The sequence below is a fragment of the Lacticaseibacillus kribbianus genome, assembly GCF_020180945.1.
In the GTDB taxonomy this organism is placed as follows: domain Bacteria; phylum Bacillota; class Bacilli; order Lactobacillales; family Lactobacillaceae; genus Lacticaseibacillus; species Lacticaseibacillus kribbianus.
The window spans coordinates 65,766-87,718 of the sequence record NZ_JAIPUL010000003.1; the positions used below are offsets into that span (position 1 = coordinate 65,766).

Annotated in this window: 19 protein-coding genes; 15 read left to right on the forward strand and 4 right to left on the reverse strand. The window is 64.7% G+C overall.

Going from position 1 to position 21,953, the window contains the following annotated elements; all coding sequences use genetic code 11:
- Positions 1 to 59: 59 nt before the first annotated feature.
- The 5 genes from LE416_RS09565 (at position 60) to LE416_RS09585 (ending at position 6,209) form a co-directional block, all read left to right on the forward strand.
- Entirely contained in the window at positions 60 to 2,447 is a 2,388-nt protein-coding gene (locus LE416_RS09565; RefSeq protein WP_225048239.1) for a glycoside hydrolase family 38 N-terminal domain-containing protein, read from the forward strand.
- A complete protein-coding gene (locus tag LE416_RS09570) occupies positions 2,434 to 4,227 on the forward strand; it encodes a class I mannose-6-phosphate isomerase (RefSeq protein ID WP_225048240.1) in 1,794 nt (597 codons plus the stop codon). Before LE416_RS09565 ends, LE416_RS09570 begins: the two co-directional genes overlap by 14 nt.
- 24 nt (positions 4,228 to 4,251) lie before the next feature.
- A complete protein-coding gene (locus LE416_RS09575; protein WP_225048241.1) occupies positions 4,252 to 5,133 on the forward strand; it encodes an ROK family protein in 882 nt (293 codons plus the stop codon).
- Between the two features lie 50 nt (positions 5,134 to 5,183).
- Positions 5,184 to 5,384, forward strand: coding sequence for a DUF3955 domain-containing protein (locus LE416_RS09580; protein WP_225048242.1), 201 nt, complete (start codon positions 5,184 to 5,186; stop codon positions 5,382 to 5,384).
- Between the two features lie 72 nt (positions 5,385 to 5,456).
- A complete protein-coding gene (locus LE416_RS09585) occupies positions 5,457 to 6,209 on the forward strand; it encodes a hypothetical protein (protein ID WP_225048243.1) in 753 nt (250 codons plus the stop codon).
- A 132-nt stretch (positions 6,210 to 6,341) separates the two neighbouring features.
- On the opposite strand, the gene LE416_RS09590 is transcribed toward LE416_RS09585, so the two are convergent.
- The 4 genes from LE416_RS09590 to LE416_RS09605 form a co-directional block, all read right to left on the reverse strand.
- Positions 6,342 to 7,277: an ROK family protein gene (locus LE416_RS09590; protein ID WP_225048244.1), complete on the reverse strand. Its 936-nt coding sequence runs from the start codon at positions 7,275 to 7,277 to the stop codon at positions 6,342 to 6,344.
- Positions 7,278 to 7,285: 8 nt separating this feature from the next.
- A complete protein-coding gene (locus tag LE416_RS09595; protein WP_225048245.1) occupies positions 7,286 to 9,052 on the reverse strand; it encodes a glycoside hydrolase family 9 protein in 1,767 nt (588 codons plus the stop codon).
- 11 nt (positions 9,053 to 9,063) lie between these two features.
- On the reverse strand, positions 9,064 to 10,158 hold the full coding sequence (locus LE416_RS09600; RefSeq protein WP_225048246.1) for an SIS domain-containing protein: 1,095 nt from the start codon (positions 10,156 to 10,158) through the stop codon (positions 9,064 to 9,066).
- 64 nt (positions 10,159 to 10,222) lie between these two features.
- On the reverse strand, positions 10,223 to 11,302 hold the full coding sequence (locus LE416_RS09605) for a LacI family DNA-binding transcriptional regulator (RefSeq protein ID WP_225048247.1): 1,080 nt from the start codon (positions 11,300 to 11,302) through the stop codon (positions 10,223 to 10,225).
- 194 nt (positions 11,303 to 11,496) lie between these two features.
- Here LE416_RS09605 and LE416_RS09610 point away from each other — a divergent pair, with 194 nt between their 5' ends.
- From LE416_RS09610 to LE416_RS09655, 10 genes are all read left to right on the forward strand, one after another.
- The gene (locus LE416_RS09610; RefSeq protein ID WP_225048248.1) at positions 11,497 to 12,465 is read left to right on the forward strand and encodes an ROK family protein; all 969 of its coding nucleotides are present in this window, start codon (positions 11,497 to 11,499) and stop codon (positions 12,463 to 12,465) included.
- The gene (locus LE416_RS09615; protein WP_225048249.1) at positions 12,462 to 14,822 is read left to right on the forward strand and encodes a glycoside hydrolase family 9 protein; all 2,361 of its coding nucleotides are present in this window, start codon (positions 12,462 to 12,464) and stop codon (positions 14,820 to 14,822) included. The genes LE416_RS09610 and LE416_RS09615 overlap by 4 nt, the downstream gene beginning before the upstream one ends.
- Complete coding sequence (locus LE416_RS09620) at positions 14,812 to 15,600, forward strand: sugar phosphate isomerase/epimerase family protein (protein ID WP_225048250.1); 789 nt, start codon at positions 14,812 to 14,814, stop codon at positions 15,598 to 15,600. Before LE416_RS09615 ends, LE416_RS09620 begins: the two co-directional genes overlap by 11 nt.
- Positions 15,601 to 15,720: 120 nt before the next feature.
- A complete protein-coding gene (locus LE416_RS09625) occupies positions 15,721 to 16,362 on the forward strand; it encodes a ThuA domain-containing protein (protein ID WP_225048251.1) in 642 nt (213 codons plus the stop codon).
- An 86-nt stretch (positions 16,363 to 16,448) separates the two neighbouring features.
- Positions 16,449 to 17,312, forward strand: coding sequence for an ABC transporter permease (locus tag LE416_RS09630; protein WP_225048729.1), 864 nt, complete (start codon positions 16,449 to 16,451; stop codon positions 17,310 to 17,312).
- An 11-nt stretch (positions 17,313 to 17,323) separates the two neighbouring features.
- Positions 17,324 to 18,214 carry a carbohydrate ABC transporter permease gene (locus tag LE416_RS09635; protein WP_225048252.1) on the forward strand — a complete coding sequence of 297 codons (891 nt, stop codon included), beginning with the start codon at positions 17,324 to 17,326 and terminating at the stop codon, positions 18,212 to 18,214.
- A gap of 14 nt (positions 18,215 to 18,228) precedes the next feature.
- Positions 18,229 to 19,872: a type 2 periplasmic-binding domain-containing protein gene (locus LE416_RS09640; protein ID WP_225048253.1), complete on the forward strand. Its 1,644-nt coding sequence runs from the start codon at positions 18,229 to 18,231 to the stop codon at positions 19,870 to 19,872.
- A 6-nt stretch (positions 19,873 to 19,878) separates the two neighbouring features.
- Positions 19,879 to 20,487: a DUF624 domain-containing protein gene (locus LE416_RS09645; protein ID WP_225048254.1), complete on the forward strand. Its 609-nt coding sequence runs from the start codon at positions 19,879 to 19,881 to the stop codon at positions 20,485 to 20,487.
- A gap of 103 nt (positions 20,488 to 20,590) precedes the next feature.
- On the forward strand, positions 20,591 to 21,010 hold the full coding sequence (locus LE416_RS09650) for a VOC family protein (RefSeq protein ID WP_225048255.1): 420 nt from the start codon (positions 20,591 to 20,593) through the stop codon (positions 21,008 to 21,010).
- Entirely contained in the window at positions 20,991 to 21,953 is a 963-nt protein-coding gene (locus LE416_RS09655; RefSeq protein WP_225048256.1) for a zinc-binding dehydrogenase, read from the forward strand. The genes LE416_RS09650 and LE416_RS09655 overlap by 20 nt, the downstream gene beginning before the upstream one ends.

The following is a 21,953-nucleotide window of genomic DNA, read 5'->3' on the forward strand; positions in this document are numbered from 1 at the left end:
CCTCCAATGGTTACGTTCATCATACCGATTTGCGATTTCAAACACAAAGGAGAGTTTCCATGTTCACAATCAACGTGTTGCATTACTCGCACACCGATGTCGGCTACACGGACACGCAGGAGAAAATGCGTGCGCACCACATCGGCTTCATCCGGGAGGTTCTGGAGCTGATCGCCCAAGAGCCGCGCTTCAAGTGGAACTGCGAGACCTACTGGCCGGTCGAGCAGTTTTTACTGGAGGCGACACCGGCCGAGCAGGCGGCGTTCGTCGCCGCGGTGCAGGCCGGCAACATCGGCCTGTCCGGCAGCTACCTGAACATGACGGAGCTGGTCCCGGCCAACGTGTTTGCGGAGGTGATGGCCAAAACTCGCCGCCAGCGGGAGGCGCTGCGCATTCCGGCCAAAAGCGCGCTGACGTCGGACATCAACGGCTACGCCTGGGGGATGGTCGAGGGCCTGGCCGACGCCGGGGTCTCCAACCTGATGTCTTGCCTGCACACCCACCACGGCTACCACCCGCTGCAAAAGCAGGCGCCGTTTTGGTGGGAGGGGGCGAGCGGCCAGCGCGTCTTGGTGTGGAACGGGGATCACTACAACCTGGGCAACGAGCTGGGAATCTCCGAGGTGTCGGCCTTCGAGTACACGCTGCAGGACGGCCTGAACGACAGCAAGCTGTCGCTGTTCGACCGCTCGTGCGCCCGCATTCAAAATTATGTGCAGACCCTCACGGACCAGGGCTACGCCTACGTCTTCGCCCCGGTCAGCCTCAACGGGTTGATGACCGACAACTGCCCGGCGACCCTCAAGATTCTGGACTTCATCGACCGCTACAACGCGCTGGGCGGCGACATTCGGCTGCGCATGGTGACCCTTGACGAGTTCTTTGATCAGGTGCGCGCAAGCACGGTGGCGATTCCGACCTACCGCGGCGATTGGACCGACTGGTGGGCGGACGGCGTGGGCTCCACCCCCGCCGACGTGATCCAGTACCGCCGCGCCGCCCGCGATTACGCGGTGGCCGAGAAGCTCGACCCGCACCACGAGCTGGCGCCGGCCAGCTGGTACGACGACGCCCGCGACAACCTGATGTTTTACGCCGAGCACACCTGGGGGTACTCCAGCTCGATCAGCGACCCGTTCCACCCGCAGGTCAACAACCTCGACCAGTGGAAGCGGCTGTACGCGCTGAAGGCCGCGGAAGCCGCGAGCAAGATTCGCGAGCGCATCCAGCAAAAGCACGGCGAAACGCCGCTGTCTTTGAGCAAGGAAATCACCTTCCGCGCGGTCAACCCGCACGATTTTCCCATCCGGACCATGCTGAAGCAGGACCTGGAGGTGTGGTACGGCCACGAACACTTCACGGTGATCGACCAGGCCAGCGGTGAGGCCGTGCCGTTTCAGATCAGCCGCTACTCGCGCGGCCACGAGCTGTGCATCTGGCTGGACCTCGCGGCTCGTGTTGAGAAGCACTTCACGCTGCGCGAGGTGCCGGCACCGCGACCGTTTTCCGCGGGAATGCGGCAGCCGGTCGCGCTGGACGGGGTCGATGACCTGGCCTGGCGCCGTGCAGCCGAGCTTGCCGCCGGCGGCACCGCCACCGTGAACGGGCTCGAGAACGATTTTTACAAGATTGCCTGGGCGCCCGGCCGCGGCATCACGCACTGGCTGGACAAGGCGACGGGGCAAGACCGCGTCGTCGCCGGCGGGTACGGCGCGTTCACGCCGGTCTACGAGGTGACGCCGCTTGAGCTCGGCGACGACTACCGGTCGGTGCGCCGCAACCTCGGGCGCAACCGCAAGGCCTTTCGCACGCAGCGCGCGGTCGGCCAGCTGAGCGACGTGAAGGTGCTCGAAAACGGGCCGCTGTACACCCGCGTGGCGCTGGGCTACACGCTGGCCGCGGGGATGCAGGACTGCACCGTGATCCTGACGGCGTACAAGCTGAGCCCCAAGGTCGACGTCGACGTGCGCTTCCACAAGCTCAGCGAGTGGCGCCCGGAGAACGTGTACGTCGCGCTGCCGTTTGGAGCAAAGACCGTGGCGCTGGACAAAACCGGCGCGATCATCCGGCCGCGCATCGACCAGCTGCCCGGCTCCTGCACCGATTTTTACGCGACGCAAAACGGCGTGGTGTTCGAGGGTGACGACGACTGGGTGGTCGCAAGCCTCGATGCGCCGCTGATCGCGATGGGCGACCTGGCCGCGCACCCGATTCAGCTGATGGGTGAGGGCGCGCCCAACAACGCGCCGGTGTTCAGCTGGCTGATGAACAACTTCTGGGAGACCAACTTCAAGGCCGACCTCGCCGGCTTCTACCAGTTCCACTACAGTGTGCAGCCCTTCGCAAAGACGACGCTTGCGCAGGCGTTCACGCAAGCGGAGGCGCTGAACGAGGACGTGTGGACCTTCTATCGCTTCGAGAAAGGGGCAGACCATGACCTACGATAAATTCCCGACCCAGCAGGTGCCGGGCTTCACGGCGGTCGCCGGCTGGCCGGCGGTGGTGACGCGGCTGCAGGCGCTGATTGAAGCCGCGCAGTCTTCGGCTTCCGATGCGGCTTCCGACGCGGCCTCGACCGTGCCCCCAACCACCGCCCCAGCCGCTGCGCCGCGCCGCGTGGTGGTGGCCATCGCCTGCTACCCGGGCGTCGACCAGGCCGAGCTGGCGCGGGCGCTCGGCGGCCTGGGCGCGGAACTCGTGGCCGCGGACGACTGCTTCGTCTCGGATGCGGCCTACCAGGCGCTGATTGCGCCTTTTCTCACGGATGATCGTGTATTTGGGATCATGAACACGCTGACACTGAACCAGGTGCTCGACCCCGAAAAGACCGCCGCGCTGCGGGCGCGCATCGCGGCCAGTGCTGCGCCCGTCACCGTGGTCTACGGCGTCGGGGCCAGCCTTGTGTGCGACGCCGATGTGCTGGTGTACTGCGACCTGCCGCGCTGGGAGATTCAACAGCGTTACCAGGCGGGCGGGGCGAACTGGAAAACGGCCAACGGCGACGGCGACCAGCTGCGCAAGGTCAAGCAGGGGTACTTTGTCGAGTGGCGCCTCGCCGACCGGCTCAAGGCCACGCTTTTGCCCCACGTCGACGCGGTGATCGACACCACAATCGAAGGCGCGCCGCGGCTGGTGAGCGGGGCCGGGCTGCGCGCCGGGCTGGCGCTGCTCGCGCGCCGGCCGTTTCGCCTGAAGCCGTACTTCGCGCCCGGGGTCTGGGGCGGCCAGTGGATGCGCGAGCACTTCGCCCTTGATGGTGATGTGCCAAACTACGCATGGGCCTTCGATGGGGTGCCGGAGGAGAACAGCCTGCTGCTGGACTTTGGCGGCGTCACGCTGGAGCTGCCGGCGCTGGACCTGGTGATGGCCCATCCCGAGCGGCTGCTCGGCGTGCGGGTCGCCAGCCGCTTTGGGGCGGAGTTTCCGATTCGCTTTGATTTTCTCGACACCATGGGCGGCCAGAACCTGTCGCTGCAGGTCCACCCGCGCACCCAGTACATCAAAGACCACTACGGCATGGCCTACACGCAGGACGAAAGCTACTACATCATGGCGGCCAAACCCGGGGCCAAGGTCTACCTCGGTCTGAAAAACGGCGCGGATCCCGCCGCGATGGTGGCGGCGCTCGCCGCGGCCGACGCCGGCGGGCCGGCCTTTGATGCCGAGGCCTACGTCGCCCAGTGGCCGGTTCACCCGCACGACCACTTCCTGATCCCCGCCGGCACGGTCCACTGCTCGGGGCAAGACACCGTGGTGCTTGAGGTCTCCGCGACCCCGTACCTCTTCACCTACAAGCTGTGGGACTGGGGCCGCCTGGGCCTGGACGGCCGGCCGCGGCCGGTGCACATCGCAGACGGCGCGCAAAACATCGCGTGGGACCGGCGCGAGGACGCGGTGAACGCCAACCTGATCAACCAGGTCACAGTTGAGCAAGACGACTTGAACGTGAAAAAAGAAACCACCGGCCTGGCCAAGCAGGAATTCATTCAGACCACCCGCTACTGGCTCAAGACCCGCGCCGGCGCGGTGGTCGCCGAAAACGACAGCGTGCACATGGGCAACGTGGTCGAGGGCTCGGGCGCCATCGTCTCGTCTTCGGCCGACGCCTTTGCCCCGTACCGCGTGCACTACGGCGAGACCTTCATCGTTCCGGCGGCCGCCGGCGATTTTCGCCTGACGCCGCTGGACGAAAGCTGCGCCGTGCTGGTCGCGTGTGTGCGGGAGTGAACGTAAGATTGTGGAGGTGAGCACATGACAGACAGCCTGCTGCTTGACGTGGGCGGAACGACCATCAAGGCCACCCGGGTGGACGAGGCGGGGCGGGCGCTCGGGCCGACCACGCACCACGAGGCTTTGGCCGGGTCCAGCGCCGCTTGCATCGTGGACAACCTGGTGAGCATCATCACCGAATCGGGGCCGGGGCCGCTGACCGGGGTCGGCATGGCCTTCCCGGGGCCGTTCGACTACGCCGGGGGCGTCAGCCTGATGCGGGGGCTCGGTAAGTACGACGCACTGTACGGGATGCCGCTGACGCCGGCCATTCAGCACGCCGGGGCCAGGCGCGCGCCGTGGCTGGCGCGCACGCGCTTTGCGTACATTCACGACATCGCGGCGTTCGGGCTTGGCGAGCTGCGCGTCGGCGTGGCGCAGGGGCGCACCCGGTTTCTGTGCCTGGCCATCGGCACCGGCGCGGGCTCGGCCTTCGTTGCCAACCGCCGGCTGGTCATCGCCGGCGCCGGCGTCCCGCCGCACGGTTGGCTCTACGACACCCCGTTTCACGGCGGCATCATCGATGACTTCGTGTCGGCGCGCGGCCTGACCCGGCTGGCCAAAACGGCGACCGGGGTGGCCTACAGCGGCGAGCAGCTGGCCGCCCTGGCCGCCGCCGGCAACGCGGACGCGCTCGCGGCCTTCACCGCCTTCGGGGAGGTGGTGGCGCAGGCGCTCGGGCCTTTTGTGAAGAATTTTGCACCACAAGCCGTCGTGCTCGGCGGCCAGGTGGCCAAGAGCTTCGCGTACTTCGGCGCCCCCGTGCGCCGGGCCCTGGCCCCGCACGGCGTCGACTGCCTGGTCGAGCCCGACTTCGCGGCCACGGTCAACGCCGGCATCTGGGCGCGACTTAACCAAAACTGAAGCCGCCGGATTGCCGTGAGCTGGTACACTGAAGCCATGGAGGTGAGGGCATGAGACGATTCGTCGGGCCGCTGATTCTGGCGGTGGTGGCTATCGCGCTGCCGTTTTGGGGCGCGCAGTTCACGTACGTGGCCAAGGACGGCATGCTGCACGAGCCGTACTTCTTCACCGTGCCGCTGGGCGAGGCAATGCTGCTTGGCGCCGTCATCTGGGGCGGCGTGGTCGCGTGGCGGAAGTGGCGCGGAAGATAAAAAAAGCTTGTCGGATGACGCCGATAAGCTTTTTTGCTATAATTAACCTACTTTGGATGTGGGGGACTTGCTTTGAAAAAATCAATTTTGGCGCCGGTGGCCGTCGCTTTTCTCGGTATGATGCTTCTGCTCGGTGCCATTTCGACTCGAGGCGGCGACACCGGGGAGCAATCCGGCGCGTCGTCCGAGTCGACGGGCGCAACGGCGCACGATGCCGCGGATGCGGCCGCCGAGAGCACCGACGAGGACTGGCTCGACGCCGTTGTGGGTGAGCGCGAGGAGACGAAGCGCGCTGCACCCGCCGACGTTAAAAGCGACGATTGGATCGATGACGACGGCGGGTGGACCCTCGATCCGAACAATCCGGGGATTGCCGACGCGGCAGACGCCGGTGCCGGCACGGCGTCAAGCGCCGCTCCAGCGGCCGCCAGTAGCTCGACGCCGGCCGCGCCCAGCGCGTCCCGCCGCGCCGCTCCAGCAGCCGCCAGCAGCACGCGCACGGCCCCGGCGGCATCCAGCAGCAACCAGCGCACCACGCCGGCGGCATCCAGCAGCAGCCAGCGCACCACGCCGGCCGCGGCCGCCTCGAGCACCGGCCGCGCCGGTCAGACGTCAACGCGGGGTCACTACGCCTACAAGCCGGTGCCCAAGACCGGTGACCAGGTCACGGTCTACGTCAGTGCCCGCATTCCGGGGCGTTACCACCTGAACCCTAACTGCAGCGGCCTGACGCGGCGCGGCGGCGGCACGGCGATGACGCTGGCGCAGGCCCGCCAGCAGGGGTACGGCTACTTCTGCGCGTACGAGCGGTACGGCAGCGACTAGCACGGTGCCCGCCAACTGCGTCACGAAATAAGCGACCACCTCGAACCAGTGAGGTGGTCGCTTATTTGCGTGCGTGGCCCGGCAGTCGGGGCCTGGGGGAGTTTTTGGGGGAGGTCAACCGCGGTGCGGGTCTTAGCTGCGGTGGAAGGTCTGGTACACGGCGCCGAGCAGGCCGGCGTCGTTTTTCAGCTGGGTCGGCTTGACCGGGGTGTCGATCACCGGCTGGATGCGCGCCAGGCTCTTGTGGCGGCGCTTGAGGTCTGAGACGGCCGCGGCGAGGCCCGCGCGGAAGTCGGCGTTGGCGCTGATGCCGCCGCCGACCAGGATCAGCTCGGGGTCAAAGGCGGCGATCAGGTCGATCAGGCCAAGCGCGATGTCGGCGTAAAACTGGTTCAGCATGCCTTGGGCCAACAGCTCGCCGCCGGCCGCGGCGGCGTAGAGCTGGCGCGCGTCGTACACGCGAGGAAAATCGGGGTCCAGCTGGCGCTTGGCGCGCGTGTACTGGCGGCACAGGCCGTCGACCACGGCGCTGGTGGCGTTCAGGGAGTGGCGTTCGAGGTCCGTGGTCAGGTCGTAGTTTTCGGTGATCATCCAGCCGAACTCGCCGGCCATGCCGTGGCCGCCGCGGTAGATCTGGTCGTTGATCACGATGCCGCCGCCGACGCCGGTGCCGAGCACCACGCAGAGGTAGTCGTGCACGCCGCGCGCGGCGCCCAGCCACTGCTCGGCGATAGCTGCCGCGTTCGCGTCGTTTTCCACGGTGGTGGGCAGGCCGCACGCCTGTTCCACTAGGTGGCCGAAGTCGGTCTGGTACAGGCACTGGATGGCGCCGGCGGTGATCAGGTAGCCGTCTTTGCGGACGATGCCGGGCATGGAGATGCCGATGGCGCAAGCCTCTGGGTAGTCCTTGCGGTACTGGGCGACGATGGTCGAAACGGCGGTGAGGATGCTGGCCTGGTCCTTGGGGGTGGGGATGGCGGCCTTGGTCAGGATGTGGCCGTCAACGTCTACGACGCCGTGCTTGATGGTGGTGCCGCCGAAGTCAAAACCGATGTAAGTCTGGGTCATTGTTTGATTTACCTCTTTTGCTGCAGGTGAGTGAGTTGGCCGAGCGCCAGGAGCGCCCAGGAGACGTGCGGGATCCATTGTTCGGCCCAGCGCCAGTTGTCGGCGACGCCTTCTTCGGGCCCGCGCACGAAGGCGATGTCGCCTTCGTCCGTAATTCCGCTCGTGATGCCGTTGACGATGCCGCCGGGGGCGTTCAGGAAGTCTTCGCGCTGGCCAAAATGGTACTGGATGTGGTTGCGGCCGAAGCCCTCGATCATCGAGGAATCGAACGGGTTACAGCCGGCAATCCAGTTGAGCTGCGCCTGGCCGAACGCGGTGAGCGCCGCGGCCAGATCCGCGTCTTCGGTCACCTCAGCCAGCTTGAAGGCCGCGGTGGCGAGGCTTGCGAGCCGGGCGTTTTCGCCCTGCCACCACGGGGCGGCGGCGGTGTGGTGCGGGAAGAAGAACTGGGCGCGCAGCCGGTCCTTGGGATCGTTTTTGGCCAGCAGGCGCGGGTAGTCGAAGGGGTTATTGACCGCGTGGCTGACGGCCAACAGTGCGGTCATCGCACGCGTCGCCGTGGCGATGGCCGCCGCCTGCGCGGCCGCGTCCTTTTCGACGGCGGCGTACAGCAGCAGTGCAAGCACTGGCAGGCCCTCGTCGGCGGGGTGGAAGAACGGCATGTCCTGGTCGACCGCCAGCCACCAGGTGCCGTCGAAGCTGGTGCCGGCGTCTGCGATGCGCTTGGCCCAGCCGCGGGCCTGCAGGAGGTAGCCGTACTCCGCAGTGGTCTTGAACAGCTCGGTGGCGGCCAAAAGCGCGCAGTAGGCGTCGACCAGGTTGGTCTTGCCGTCGTTGGTCAGCTCGTTGTTGTGCGCGTTCAGGTAGCGGTAGGCGTCCTTGGCCGCCTGGATCTTGGCCTCCTGGGTGAACGCGGCGCCCGGATAGTAGTGGCGGCCCGCAATCGCCAGGGCGGCGATGGTCGTGCCGCCCCCGGCGCGAAACGAGGTCTCGTAGTTCAGGTCCGTGACGGTTTCGGCGTCTCGGGTCTCGGCCTCACCGAACTGGTCGCTGCTGTGGTGCAGCTCGTAGGCCATCGCCCGGGAGTCGGAGACCACGGCGAAGGCGTCGGGGCGATCGACCGACTTGATGAAGGCGCGCGTCGGCACCAGCCGCCGCATCAGCGAGTCGCTGCCGTAGTTGGCCTCATCGAGGATGCGGCGCAGGACCACGGCGTAGTCCTCGGGCCCGTCTGCGAGCTGCTCGGCCAGCTGGTAGAAGGCGTAGGCGGAAAAGCCGGCCTGTTGCGGGTTGTAGTAGGCGGTGTGGGACTGGTGGGTCAGGTGAACGCCGACGTCGCCGGTGGCGTCGAACCACCCGCCGGACACGTCCCAGGTCCCCTCGCGCGGCCCCTGGAAGCGGGCGGCGGCATCGCTTGCGGCCCACTCGCCGCTGGCGCGTTGGCCCTTGAACCAGTAGGTCAAAGCCGAGGTCAGGCGAAGCGCCATCGATCCGGTATCGATGGTGAAGCGCGGCGAGTCGACGACCTGTTCGCCCTCCGTCAGGCGAAGCACGAAGCGGCCGGTGCCGCGAAAGGCCGAGAAGTCAAGCGTTGCGTACTGCCCGGTGTGCCAGTGCGCCACCGGCCCGACCGGCGCCACCGTGCCGGTGAACACGACGGTGCCCGTCGCGTCCAGCAGCGTGAACTGCGTCGCGGTCGGAACGCTTGCGGACTGGACCACGGCGCGCTTGGGCAGGTCCTTTTGGTAGCCGATCTGATTGATGAGAATTTGCATGATTGCGCCTCCTAGACGTAGTGCTGCTGCACGGTCTTGTTGTGAACCTTATCGGAGAAGTCGGTGAAAATCTGATCGGAAAGGTTGACGCCGCGGGCCGTGGTGATTTCCCAGGCCAGCACCTGGAAAACGGTCGCACCGATCAGCGGCACCTTGAACTCGTCTTCAACGGCCGGCAGGCGCAGCGTGCTTGGGGCGGCCGGCGTGTCTTGCCGAAACGAGACCGTGAAGACGTGGTCCGTGTAGGTCCGCTCGTAGTCGCAAAGGGCCTGGGCCTTGGCGTGAACCGCCGGCGCGCAGGGGGTGGCGATGAAAAAAAGCCGGTGTTGGGCGTTGACGCTGAGGTACGGCCCGTGCATGTAGGCCTCAAGCTCGATGCCCTCGCTGGGCAGGCGGATCACCTCAGTGAACTTGGTCGCCATCTCGGCCAGCGTGCCGATGCTCGGCCCGTACGCGATGGCTGTGTACTGCGGCGCCGTGGTCAGGTCCGTGCGGTGGGCCTCAAAAAACGCTTGGGTGCGCGCAATCACGGTGTCGAACTGGCCGGCGATGGCGGCCAGTTCGGCAAGCTCTGCGCGCTCCTGGTCCGCCGACACTCTACCGCACAAGGCGGCCGCACGCAAGCCCAGCAGCATCAGGCTCAGGGTGGTGGCGGTGAAGCCGAGGGTGACGTAGCCGACCTGCTCGTGGCCGATCTGGATGTCGAGCGTCAGGTCGGCGGCCTGCGCAAGCTCCTTGTCCGGCGCGCTGGTCACCGCCAGGCTCACCAGGTTGGGCCGCGCCTGCTTGACTTTCGCCAGCGCCTCCAGGGTGCTGGTGCTTTGGCCGCTTTGGGAGACGGCGACAACGGCGGTCAGGTCGGGGGCAATCTGATCGTAGTGCGCAAAGTGGTAGGGCTCACGGATGTCGAAGTGAACCCCCAGCTGACGTTCAATGTAGTACTTGGCGCTCAAGGCGGCGTTGTAGCTGGAGCCGGTGGCGAGCACCAGCCAGTGCCCGGTCTGTGGCAGCCGCGCGGCGAGCGGCGTGAAGTGGGCGGGGTAAGACCGCAGCATTTCCGGCAGGTGCACCTGCTCTTGGTGGATGTAACTCAGCATGGTCGGCATGACAACACGTTCCTTTCTTTTGACAACGTTATCAAAATTAGCCGCAAAAATAGCGGCGGGGCCGCTACTCGTTCTTGGCGGCGCGCGCCTGGCGCTTCAGCAGGTTGCCGCAGGACTCGCGGATCACCAGCTGGGGATCTGCGATGACCGGCGCCTCGGGGGTCTCCCCGTCGATCATCTTGATCAGGGTCAAGACGGCGGCGCGGCCCAGGATGTCGTTGTGGTAATCCACGGTGGTCAGGCGGGGGATGTCCCACTCACCGTCCGGGAACAGCTCGCAGCTGGCGACGGCGATGTCTTGCGGCACGTCCTTGCCCGCGTCCTTGGCGGCGCGGATCGCGCCCAGCGCCACGCGGTCGTTGATGGCGACCACCGCTTCAACGGGCCGGTCGCTTTGCAGCAGGCGCTGCATGCTTTCGTAGCCGTCTTGAATGTAGTAGTCGCTCAGGAAAACGGCCTCCGGATCGTAGTCGGCGTAAAGCGTCATGGCCGACTCGAAGGCGTTCAGGCGCATGGTGGTGATTTTGATGCCTGGCTCCCCGCCGACGAAGCCGATGCGGCGGTAGCCCGTCGCCAGCAGGTGCGCGGTCACGACCTGCGTGGCCAGCTTCTCGTTGCGCTCGATGAACAGCGCCTTGCAGTCGGCGACGGGGTGGCCGACGATCACGGTCGGGATTCGCTCGGACAGGGTGTTGAGGCCGGCGAGGTACCGCGGATCCGGCACCTCCCGGTCGATCTCGCCGCCGAGGATGATCACGCCGTCGACCTTTTTTTCCTGCACCAGGGTGAACACGCCGACCTCTTCGGAGGCAGCGCCGGCCGATTGGGTGCGGCCGGCCGTCATGGTGTTGAACAAAAGCAGCGTGTAGCCGGCCTCCTTGCTGTTCAGCTCGATCTGGGCGATCAGCGCGGTGAAGTAGGGGCTGGTGATGTCCGGGACGATCACGGCCAGGGTGTTGGTCTTCTTGGAGACCATGCTGCGCGCGACCATGCTGGGCTGAAACCCGTTCTCCTTGATCACCTGGCGCACCCGGCGCTCCTTGTCCGGGCGCACGGAGGGCTTGTGGTTGATGACGCGTGACACGGTTGACACGGACACGTCAGCCAGCGCGGCAATTTCTTTGATGGTTAGATTCTTGGGCATCTCAGCAGCTCTTTTCTCCTAGGCACACGGGGCATCCGACACTGCTAAGTTTATTGCAGATGGGCTCAAAAGGCAACTGTTGTTGATAACGTTCTCAAGCTTAATCTTGACGCGGGTTGCGCTTACAAATATACTGTAGCCGTGAAGTTGAACCAAATAGGCTTAGTAGAAACGTTATCAGAGGTGGTGCAATTTTGACAAAACCAGATACGGTGCTTGCCGTCGATCTCGGCGGAACGAAGATTCTGGTGGGCGAGGTGACCCGGGACGGTGAGGTGCTTTCCCGGGTTCGTTACAAGTCCGACGTGAGTGCCCAACGCGTGGCGGTGAACATGATTAAGTCCGCCATCACGCATTACCTGAACACCCAGGAACACCTTGGCAACATTGTCGCGGTGGGTATCGGGGTGGTCGGGCGCGTCGACAGCCAGGCCGGCGTCTGGCGCGAGATTAGCCCGGAGCTGGCCGTGCCGATTCCAATTACGGAAGAGGTCACGACCATGTGCGGCCTGCCGTGCTTCGTCGCCAACGACGTCGTGTGCGGCACCCTCGCCGAGATGAAGCTCGGCATCGGCCAGCGCACGCGCGACCTGATCTACATCAACGTCGGCACGGGCATTGCCGCCGGCATTGTGAGCGCCGGGCACTTGATTGTCGGCAAGCACAACGACGCCGGCGAGATCGGCCACATGGTGGTCGACGTCGATTCCCCGGTGCGCTGCGTGTGCGGCCGCTACGGCTGCGTGGAGGCGCTCGCCTCTGGGCTTGGCATGAGCAACATCGCCAAGCGCATGCTGCCGCAGTATCCGGACACGCGCCTGGCGGTGAACGCGGACGGCCGCATTGCCGTCGAGGACCTGGTCGCCGGCTACGGCGCAGGCGACGCGCTGGCCAAGTGCGTGATCGACCAGGCGCTGGACGCCCTGGCGTGCCTGACGATGAACCTGGTGTACACGTCCAACCCCCAGGCCGTGGTTTTCGGCGGCGGGGTGATGGCGGACGGCTGGATGCTTGAGCGGCTGCAGCCGCTGATTCAGGCCAAGGTCGGACGCTTCGTGAAGTACGGGTTCACCACCACAACCCTGGATTCGACCAGGATTGCGCTGAAGGGGTGCGCCGTGTTAGCCTTTTCACGACTGAAGGGAGAGGACCTGACGAGATGAACGAACGGGATCGGGCGGACCTGCTCAAGGGACAGCCGCTGACGCTTGACACCACGGAGTCACTTGAGGCGGCGCTTGCCGCGCAGCCGGTGCTGGCCAGTCACGCGTGCGCGATTCAGGACTGGCACAAAAGCGGCCGCGGGGCGTTCACGCAGGACGCCGACACGCTGACGATCACCACGCCGACACGCTTTGCCACGTGGGACCCGGGCGCGCCCTCGGACGGCGATTACGTGAGCTTTGGCAGCACCAAGGTGAGCGGGCGGCCGGCCGATTCGGACTGGACGGCCTACACCCGCCTGAGTTTTGACATCACGGCGGACTGCACGCACGTTCTAAAGCCCAACATCACGCTGAGCCTGACCAACGACGGCGTCGAAAAGGTGCCGGACGCATACGGCCGCGAAGGCGTGCACGCGATCCACCTGATCAACGGTGTCACGTCTCACGTGATCTTGACCATCGACCAGATGCCGCGCGACAACGTGACCGCGATCGCATTCACCGTCGAGGCGGACGGCTCGCTGTACAACCTGCCCGGCACCCAGCGCTTCTCGGTGCAACACCTCAGGCTTGAAAAGGCCGAGGTGACGCTGACCAGCCGCGGCTGGGCGGCCAGCGACCTGGTCTACTCGCACGACGGCTACCTGGCAGACGGGAGCAAGCGCGTGATCGCAAGCGGCGCAGCGCCCAAGGCGTTCACCCTAGTCGACGCGGCTGGCGCAGTGGTGTACGAAGGTCAAGGGGCGGTGGTCACCGCCGCCACCGGCACCTTCACGACCTACGACTTCGACGCGTTCACGACGCCCGGCACCTACACGCTGGTGGCCGGCGACCGCAAGACCCGGCCGTTTCGCCTGGGCACGGCGCTTGCGCTGTGGGGCGATTCGGCGCAAAAGGCGTTGAACTTCATCTACAGCGAGCGCTGCGGCTACCCGGTGCCCGGCATCCATGGCACCTGCCATCAGGACGTGACGGCCGAGTTTCGCGGCCGGCGCATCGCCTTTTGCGGCGGCTGGCACGACGCCGGCGATCTGTCGCAGCAGACCGTGCAGACGGCGGAGGTCGCCGCGGCCTTGTTCCAGTACGCCCAGGTGATCGCGGACACGGACCCCGACCTGGCCTACCGGCTGCGCCGGGAGGGCCGCTGGGGCGTCGACTTTGTCCTGCGGATGCGGCTTGAAGACGGCTACCACGTGACGTCCGCCGGGCTGAACCGCTGGACCGACAACCAGATCGGCACCATGGACGACGTGGCGGCGCGCGTGCACAACAACTCGCTTGAAAGCTTCCTGATCGGCGGGGCGCTGGCCGACGTCGCACTGAGCCTGCCGGACGACGATCCGGCCTACAAGGCGGCGCTCACCGAGGTGGCCGTGGCCGAGTACGAGGCCGGCCGGCTGGACTACGCCGACCACCCGTTCAAGGCGGAGCCGGTGTTTTGGGAGCACACCTACAACACCCCGCGCAGCACCTACGACGCGGCGGTGGCCCGCTTCTCCGCGCTTTTGTACAAGCTGACCGGGGAGGCAAAGTACGCCGCGCGCGCGGCGGACTTCCTCAACCAGATGCTCAGCGCCCAGGAGCAGGACGGCATCGCGCTGTTCGACGGGCGCACGCTCAAGGGCATGTTCTACCGCAACAACCAGCACCGCGTGTTCACCCACTTCAACCACCAGTCCCGCGAACAGCTTTACGGCCAGGCGCTGGCGACGGTGATCACCCTAGTGCCCGACAGCGATAGCCAGCCCTACTGGCGCCGGTGCGCCAACGCCTACGCGGATTACCTCACGTACCTCGCGGACGCCTGCGCCCCGTACCCGATGCTGGCCAGCGGCGTGTACGGCGACTTGGAGTACCTGGACGAGGCGAGCTTCGCCCACCAGCACCTGCTGATCGACGCGGCGGCCAAGGACGAGTTTTCCGCCCAGCTGAAGGCGGGCACCGAGATTGCGCCAGGGCTGTACCTCAAGCGCTTCCCGGTGTGGTTCTCCTTCCGCGGCAACACCGCCGTGCTGCTGTCCGCCGCCATCGGGGCCGCCGCCCTGGCGCCGGTGCTGCACCGGCCGCGCCTGGCGCAGCTTGCGCAGGATCAGCTGCAGTGGTTGATCGGCGAGAACCCGTTCGGCCAGTCCCTGATGTACGGGGAGGGCCACCGCTTCGCCGCCTTGAACTCCGTTTTGAGCGGCGAAATCGTCGGCGGGCTGCCCGTCGGCATCGAGACCAAGGACAATGAGGACGTGCCGTACTGGCCCCAGGCCAACAACGCGACCTACAAGGAGGTCTGGATCGGCGCGGTCGGCAAGTGGCTGAGCGTGCTTGCGACGCTTGGAAAGGAGCCTGGCGATGACGATTAGCATGGGCATGTACTCGGTGTGGGACACCTACCAAAAGGACCCGGCGCACACGCTGCACCGGCTGAGCGCGGCCGGGGTGCGGCAAGTCGAGATGTACGGCGACCCGCTCATGCCGGCGGCCGACCTGCGCCGCCTGCTCGCCCACGAGCAGCTGACGCTGACCGGCTGGCACGTGGAGTGGCGGCTGTTGCAACCGGACGTGCTGGCGGCGACGATCGCCTACCACCAAGCCTGCGGCAACGCCGACCTGATCATTCCCGCGCTCGGCGGGCCGTGGGAGGTGGGCCACCGCCAAAGCGAGAACACGCCGGCGGTGTGGTCCCGCCACGCGGCGCGCATCCGCGAGATTCAGGCGGCGGTTGAGGGCGTCGGCATGCACCTGGGTTACCACACCCACACCTACGACTTCGGCGAGCGCCTGGCCGACGGGCGCACCTCGCTTGAGATCCTGCTGGCCGAAACCGATCCCAACTTCGCCATCGAGGTCGACACCGGCGGCGCCATCGAGGCCGGCACGGACCCGGTGGCGTGGCTTAACCGGGTCGGCCGACGCGCGCGGTACGTGCATTGCAAGCCGTACGGGGCCGAGGCCGGCCTGAACACCGTGCTGGCCGGGCCCGATGACGCCAACGACTGGCCCGCGATTCTCGCCGCCGCGGCGCAAGAGGAGACCCGGTCCCTGGTGTACGAGACGGAGCAGACCACGCGCGGCGATCAGGTCGCCGTGGCCCTGGCTGACTTGACACGGCTGGCGAAATTCCAGCAGCCACAGTCTTGATAACGTTTTTAAGAAATACGTCAAAAGGCTATTGACGCTCGATTGCCTTTATAATATTATGTTCACGGATAGAAAGCGCTTTATACAAAATTGGTACCGTTATCACTAAGGGGGTTAAACATGAGAAAGGCAATGGTGGTGCGCGATGACTTTTACCATCCCCGTCAGCTGATCGACCCGATCCTGCCCGACCTGTTCGGGCCGGACTGGGAGGTCGCAACCACGGACACGCTGCGCACGGCGCTCGACAAGCTCGACACGCTGGACCTGATCGTTCAGTTCAACACCGGGCGCAACGACGGGGATCCCGATATCACCAACGCGGAGCAGGCTCGCATCGTCGACCGCGTGGCCGCCGGCATGGGCATGATGTTCGTCCACGCCGGGCTGGTGCTGATTCAGGAGGACAGTCCGTTTTACCAAAAGATCAACTCGGGTCGCTTCATCAGCCACTCCGCGCAGCAGATTCCGCTGCGCACCGTGGCGATTCCCAACGTGACCCACCCGATCCTCGACGGGGTCGCGCCAATCGAGGCGGTGGACGAGCATTACTTCTGCGCGGTGCAGGCCGACAAGGTCGACGCGCTGATGCTCACCACCTCCGCGGAGGTGACCTCGCTTGGGGCTTGGTGCTCAAGCTACGGCAAGGGCCGCGTGTTCAGCGCGGTACCCGGCCACACCAGTTTTGCCCTGGGCAACGCGCAGTTCCACCGGCTCTTGCGCAATGCGGTCGCCTGGGTGGCTCAAGAAAGAGGTGAGTGATTGTGCAACCGGCACAAGAAGTACCGAACCGCAAAAAACGCCTCTTCAAGGCGGATTCGCTGCTGGGTCAGTGGCAGCTGCAGTCGATGATCATCCCCGGGGTCGTCTTCATGATCATCTTCAACCTGATCCCGATCTGGGGGCTGGTCATCGCCTTCAAGAACTACACGGTGACCGACACCATGGCAAGCGCCCCCTGGGTGGGCCTGGACAACTTCAAGGAGATCATCGGCGACCAGATGTTTTGGCAGTCGGTGGTCAACACGCTGGCAATCAGCTTCCTGAAGCTTCTGATCGGCTTCGTCCTGCCGATCATCATCGCGGTGATGATCTTCGAGCTCAAGGACGGCCCGTTCAAGCGCATCGTGCAGACCATCTCGTACATGCCGCACTTTCTGTCCTGGATCGTGCTCGGCGGGATGCTGATCTCCTGGCTGTCCACGACCGGCCTGTTGAACCAAGTCGGGGAGATGCTCGGGCTGATCCACCACGCGCAAAACCAGCTGATTGAGCCGAGCAAGTACTGGTGGATCGCCACCTTGTCCGACGTCTGGCAAAACGCCGGGTGGGGCACCATCCTGTATCTCGCGACGATGTCCAAGATCGATCCGACCTACTACGAGGCCGCGCAGATCGACGGCGCGAGCCGCATGCGCCAGATCTGGTCCATCACCCTGCCCGGGATTTCCGAGATGATCGGGCTGAACATGATTCTGACCATCTCCGGGCTGTTGAACTCGAACCTGGATCAAACCCTGGTCCTGATGAACACCCAAAACACGGCGAAGGCCGAAGTCATCAACTCTTACGTGTACCGCATCGGGCTGACGCAGGGGAACTTCTCGTACGCGACGGCCGTTGGGCTGGGCATCTCTGTCATCTCCGTAGTGCTTTTGGTCTTCACCAACAAGGTGGCCGTTAAGCTCAACGACGACCGGCAAATTCTATAGGAGGGGCAGACATGGACAATCATTCGTTTCGTAAGCAAGACAAGGACGCGCGCATTTTCAACTTCTTCAACGTCCTGCTGCTGAGTGTCTTCACCCTGCTGATCGTGGTGCCGCTGTGGAACGTGCTGGTCTCCTCATTCAGCTCCGGGCAGGCTTTGGCCTCCGGCAAGAGCAACTTCTGGCCCACCGAGTGGTCGCTTGAGAACTACCGCGCGGTGTTCCAGGACACGACCATCTGGCACGCCTTCTTCATCTCGGTGGCCAAAACCATCGTCGGGGTCATCACGCACACGATGTTTTGTGCCGTGTGCGCCTACGCCCTGAGCAAGGCCAAGCTGCGCGGCCGCAGCATCTACTCCGCCATGGGGATCGTCACCATGTTCTTCTCCGGCGGCATGATTCCGACCTACCTCTTGATTCGCTCGCTCGGTCTGCTAAACAGCTTTTGGGTCTACATTCTGCCCGGCCTGTTCAACTACTACGACGTTATCATTCTCATGAACTTCTTCCGCAGCGTGCCGGAGTCCCTGGAGGAATCGGCTAAGATCGACGGCGGCGGCGACTGGCGCATTTTCTGGCAGATCTACATGCCACTGATCAAGCCGGGGCTGGCCACCATCGCGCTGTTCAACGGCGTTGGGCAGTGGAACGACTTCATGACCGCGAAGCTGTACATCACCAACCAGGCCCTCTACCCGCTGCAGCTGAAGCTGTACAACATCATCGTTCAATCGCAGACGCACGACATGGCTAAGGTCGCCGGCTCGGTGGCCCTGCAGTCGACGACGAAGGGGGTTCAGATCGCCACCATTGTGATTACCACCGTTCCAATTCTTGTGATTTATCCATTTCTTCAGAAGTACTTTATCTCTGGCATGATGTCTGGTGCCGTCAAAGAATAGAAGGAAGAGAACAAATGATGAAAAAAGGAAAGTATTTAGCCGTTGCACTCGCGGGGATGCTGGCCATCGGCGGGCTGACCGCCTGCGGTTCCAAGGGGAGCGCCGGCAGTACCGGGCCTAAGGAGAGCATCGCGGACCGCTACACGCCGAAGAAGGACACCCCGGCGTGGAAGCTGGACAAGAAGAAGAAGGTTACCAACCTGACCTGGTACCTGAACGCGGACTGGTGGGTCAACACCGACGCGTTCGGCAAGGACATGATCACCAAGAAGCTCGAAAAGGACCTGAACGTTAAGATCAAGTTCGTCACCGGCGACAACACCAAGCTGAACACCTACTTCGCCAGCGGCGACATGCCAGACATCATCACCATCGACGACATGACCTCCTCGACCGCCAAGAAGGCCGCCAGCTGGGCCTGGTCCCTGAACGACCTGTCCAAGAAGTACGACCCGTACTTCCTGGCCCACGCCGCCAAGAAGATGACGCTGGACTGGTACAAGCTCAAGGACGGCAAGTCTTACGGCTACCCGAACTTCTCCAACACCCAAGACGACTTTGACAAGGGCTACGTCAACCCGACCACCGCGTTCGTCGTGCGCAACGATGTGTACAAGGCGATCGGTGAGCCAAGCATGAAGACGCCCGAGGAATTCCTCGCCGCGCTGAAGAAGATCCACGAGAAGTTCCCGGACCTGCTGGGCTTTGGGTTCAACTCCGTCATCGAAGGGGCCTCGGCCATCAGCTACTCGCTGCAGGACTACCTCGGCGTGCCGGTCAAGACCAAGAGCGGCGCCTACTACGACCGCAACCTGGATCCCGACTACCTGAAGTGGGTCCAGACGATTAACACCGCCTACCGCCGCGGCTACCTCAGCGACGACACCTTCTCCGATGACACCAACGGCTTCACCGACAAGCTGAAGGCCGGAAAGTACGCCACCATCTTCATGGACGGCACGACCTCTCAGGCCTCCGCGCTTCAGTCCTTCATCGATGCCAACAAGGGCAAAAAGTACGTCGCCATCGACGGCCCGCAGAGCACGATGGGCCGCACCATCACGCTGCGCAACTCCGGGGTGTCCGGCTGGATGAACAGCTACATCACCAAGAAGGCCAAGGATCCTGCCAAGGTCATGCAGCTTTTCACCTACCTGACCTCCAAGCAGGGCATGATTCAGATGCAGTTCGGGATCAAGAACAAGACCTACACCGTCAACTCGGACGGCAAGCTTGCCATCAAGCCTGAGGTCACCGCGCTGCAAAATTCCAACCCGACCAAGTACACCAACACCTACAACCTGGGTTCCTTCTACCTGTTCGCCAACGACCGCACGCTGGCCAACGGCGCGGCCAACTCCAACGCCAAGTCCGTTCAGCAGTTCATCGACTGGGGCAAGGGCAAGGTGAAGTCCAACTACCTGGTTGAAAACGTGGCGCCGGATCAGGGCACCCAGGAGGCCAAGAACTACAGCAACATCAACACCACCTGGAACACCTCGATCGTCTCGATGATCCGCGCCAAGAACGACAAGGCCTACGACGCCGCGATGGCCGCCTACAAGAAGGCCAAGAAGCAGTACGATTACGCCGCCATCCAGAAGATCATGAACCAGAAGATGAAGCAAAACATTAAGAAGCTCGGCTTGAAGGAATGATGTGACATGCTCCAGAAGGTTTTCGATGTTAACGGCACCCTGAACCGCGTGCTCGGCCTGGCTTGGAAGCTGATCGGCCTCAACGTGATGTTCCTCGCCCTGTGCCTGCCGGTGGTCACCGCCGGCCCGGCGCTGCTCGCCCTGTGGGTCACCCTGTTCAAGGTCGTGGCGCACACCGACAACGGCGTGGCGCGTGAGTTCTTCCGCGCGTTCGCGCAGCGCTTCTGGCGCGGGCTGGCCTTCGAGCTAGCGACGGTCGCCCTGTTTGCCGGGCTTGGGCTTGGCATCTACGCGCTGTTGACCCTCAGCCGCGCCCTAGTCTTCGCGGTGGTGCTGATGGTGGGGCTGGCGGTGGCCATCCTGCTATCGCTTGCGGTCTTTCTTCAGCTGACCGCCAAGGACCAAGCACCATGGCCCGCGCTCATCGGGGAAGCCGTGCGGTATTTGATGGGCAACGTGGTGATCACCATCGTCATGTTCGTCAGCCTGGGTGTCACCCTGCTGTGGCCGATCTTCGGCTTCAAGCTGATCTTCCTTTGGCTCCTGTTCGGGGTCTCGGGAATCGCCTACCTCGATTGCCTGATGGTCCAAACTTATTCCGTTCGCCTTGCGTAATGCGACAGTGGCTGGGTCCCTCGGGGCGCAGCCACTGTTTTGTCTAGTCACCGCGGTGCCGACAGCGCCGCCGGCCGCCAGGTGCGGCCTGAAAGGAGCGAGTATGCCAACTGCAGTCTTGAACCACATCTGTTTGCAAACCAAGGACATCACCGCCACCGTCGCGTTTTTCACCGGCCTGTTCGATGCGCGCGTCGTTCACGAGTGGGGGACGGTCGGCACCGGCGACCACGCGGTGATCCTGAACGTCGGCCCGGGTGTGACCTTCGAAATCTTCGAGGACCACAGCAACCACGCGCCGCACGGCATCTGGGACCACGTCGCCTTCACGACGCAAGACATCCACGAGACGTTCGAAAAGGCCCAGGCGCTGGGCGCGCGCGTCGTGGTGGCGCCGGCCTTCTCGGACATTCCAACCTTCGCCGGCGGGATGGTCTACATGTGGTACGGCTACCTGCAAAGCCCGGCAGGCGAGGTGTTCGAACTGATTCAGGAGGCCGACCATGATGAATCAAGAGATTGAGATTACCGGCACAAGGCAGGTGCGGTTGCACGCGGTTGAGCAAGCGCCGCTGCATCCCGGCGAAGTGCGCGTCCAGAGCCTGATCTCCCTAGTGTCGACGGGCTCGGAGCTCGGCCCGTTCAACAACGCCGAGGGGGACATGGATTTTCCGGTGCGGCCCGGCTACACCGTGATCGGCAAGGTCGTCGAGACCCAGGCACCGGCCCTGCCGCTCGGTGGGCTGGTGCTTGCGGACTACCCGCACGCGGCCTTTGGCGTGATGAAAGCCGCTGACTGCATCTCGCTTGACGCCGACAGCAATCTCGAAACCGTGATCTTCGCCCGGATGGCGGCGGTGTCGATGTCCTCGATCGTCGATACCACCGTCAAGCCGCTGGAGTCGGTGCTGGTGCTGGGGCTTGGGATGGTCGGCAATTTTGCCTGCCAGATTCTCACTCACCTGGGCTATAATGTGGTGGCAGTCGACCGCGACCCCGCGCGGCGCGCCTTCGTGGCGGCGCACACCGACATTGCGACCTTCGCCTCCGTTTCGGCGCTTGCGGCCGCAAACCCCGCACCGTTCGGCCTGCTGTTGGAGTGCACCGGCGTCGACACGCTGCTTTTGGCGGCCCTGCCGCTGGTCCGCAAGCGCGGCGAGGTCTACCAGATCGGGGTGCCGTGGCGCGCGTACGGCGACGCCGGCGCCCACGAGCTGCTGCGGGCGGTGTTTTACGGCTTCATCACGCTGAAGTCCGGCTGGGAGTGGTTCCTGCCGGCGCACGCCGACGAGTACGCCTGGTACGGCCACGCCGACAATGTGCGCCAAGCCGCGGCCTGGCTGAACGCGGGCGTCCTGAGCGTCGCCGGGCAGGCCGTCTTCTACAAGCCGGCCGACTGCCAGGCGGCCTACACGGCACTGGCGGACCACACGGAGTCGCGCAGCGTGATTTTTGACTGGCGTTAG

Bases quoted from the DNA above. Each gene is read 5' to 3' on its own strand.
- LE416_RS09565 (WP_225048239.1), top strand. From the start codon at position 60: ATGTTCACAATCAACGTGTTGCATTACTCGCACACCGATGTCGGCTAC.
- LE416_RS09570 (WP_225048240.1), top strand. From the start codon at position 2,434: ATGACCTACGATAAATTCCCGACCCAGCAGGTGCCGGGCTTCACGGCG.
- LE416_RS09575 (WP_225048241.1), top strand. From the start codon at position 4,252: ATGACAGACAGCCTGCTGCTTGACGTGGGCGGAACGACCATCAAGGCC.
- LE416_RS09580 (WP_225048242.1), top strand. From the start codon at position 5,184: ATGAGACGATTCGTCGGGCCGCTGATTCTGGCGGTGGTGGCTATCGCG.
- LE416_RS09590 (WP_225048244.1), bottom strand. From the start codon at position 7,277: ATGACCCAGACTTACATCGGTTTTGACTTCGGCGGCACCACCATCAAG.
- LE416_RS09595 (WP_225048245.1), bottom strand. From the start codon at position 9,052: ATGCAAATTCTCATCAATCAGATCGGCTACCAAAAGGACCTGCCCAAG.
- LE416_RS09600 (WP_225048246.1), bottom strand. From the start codon at position 10,158: ATGCCGACCATGCTGAGTTACATCCACCAAGAGCAGGTGCACCTGCCG.
- LE416_RS09605 (WP_225048247.1), bottom strand. From the start codon at position 11,302: ATGCCCAAGAATCTAACCATCAAAGAAATTGCCGCGCTGGCTGACGTG.
- LE416_RS09615 (WP_225048249.1), top strand. From the start codon at position 12,462: ATGAACGAACGGGATCGGGCGGACCTGCTCAAGGGACAGCCGCTGACG.
- LE416_RS09620 (WP_225048250.1), top strand. From the start codon at position 14,812: ATGACGATTAGCATGGGCATGTACTCGGTGTGGGACACCTACCAAAAG.
- LE416_RS09625 (WP_225048251.1), top strand. From the start codon at position 15,721: ATGAGAAAGGCAATGGTGGTGCGCGATGACTTTTACCATCCCCGTCAG.
- LE416_RS09630 (WP_225048729.1), top strand. From the start codon at position 16,449: ATGATCATCCCCGGGGTCGTCTTCATGATCATCTTCAACCTGATCCCG.
- LE416_RS09635 (WP_225048252.1), top strand. From the start codon at position 17,324: ATGGACAATCATTCGTTTCGTAAGCAAGACAAGGACGCGCGCATTTTC.
- LE416_RS09640 (WP_225048253.1), top strand. From the start codon at position 18,229: ATGATGAAAAAAGGAAAGTATTTAGCCGTTGCACTCGCGGGGATGCTG.
- LE416_RS09645 (WP_225048254.1), top strand. From the start codon at position 19,879: ATGCTCCAGAAGGTTTTCGATGTTAACGGCACCCTGAACCGCGTGCTC.
- LE416_RS09650 (WP_225048255.1), top strand. From the start codon at position 20,591: ATGCCAACTGCAGTCTTGAACCACATCTGTTTGCAAACCAAGGACATC.
- LE416_RS09655 (WP_225048256.1), top strand. From the start codon at position 20,991: ATGATGAATCAAGAGATTGAGATTACCGGCACAAGGCAGGTGCGGTTG.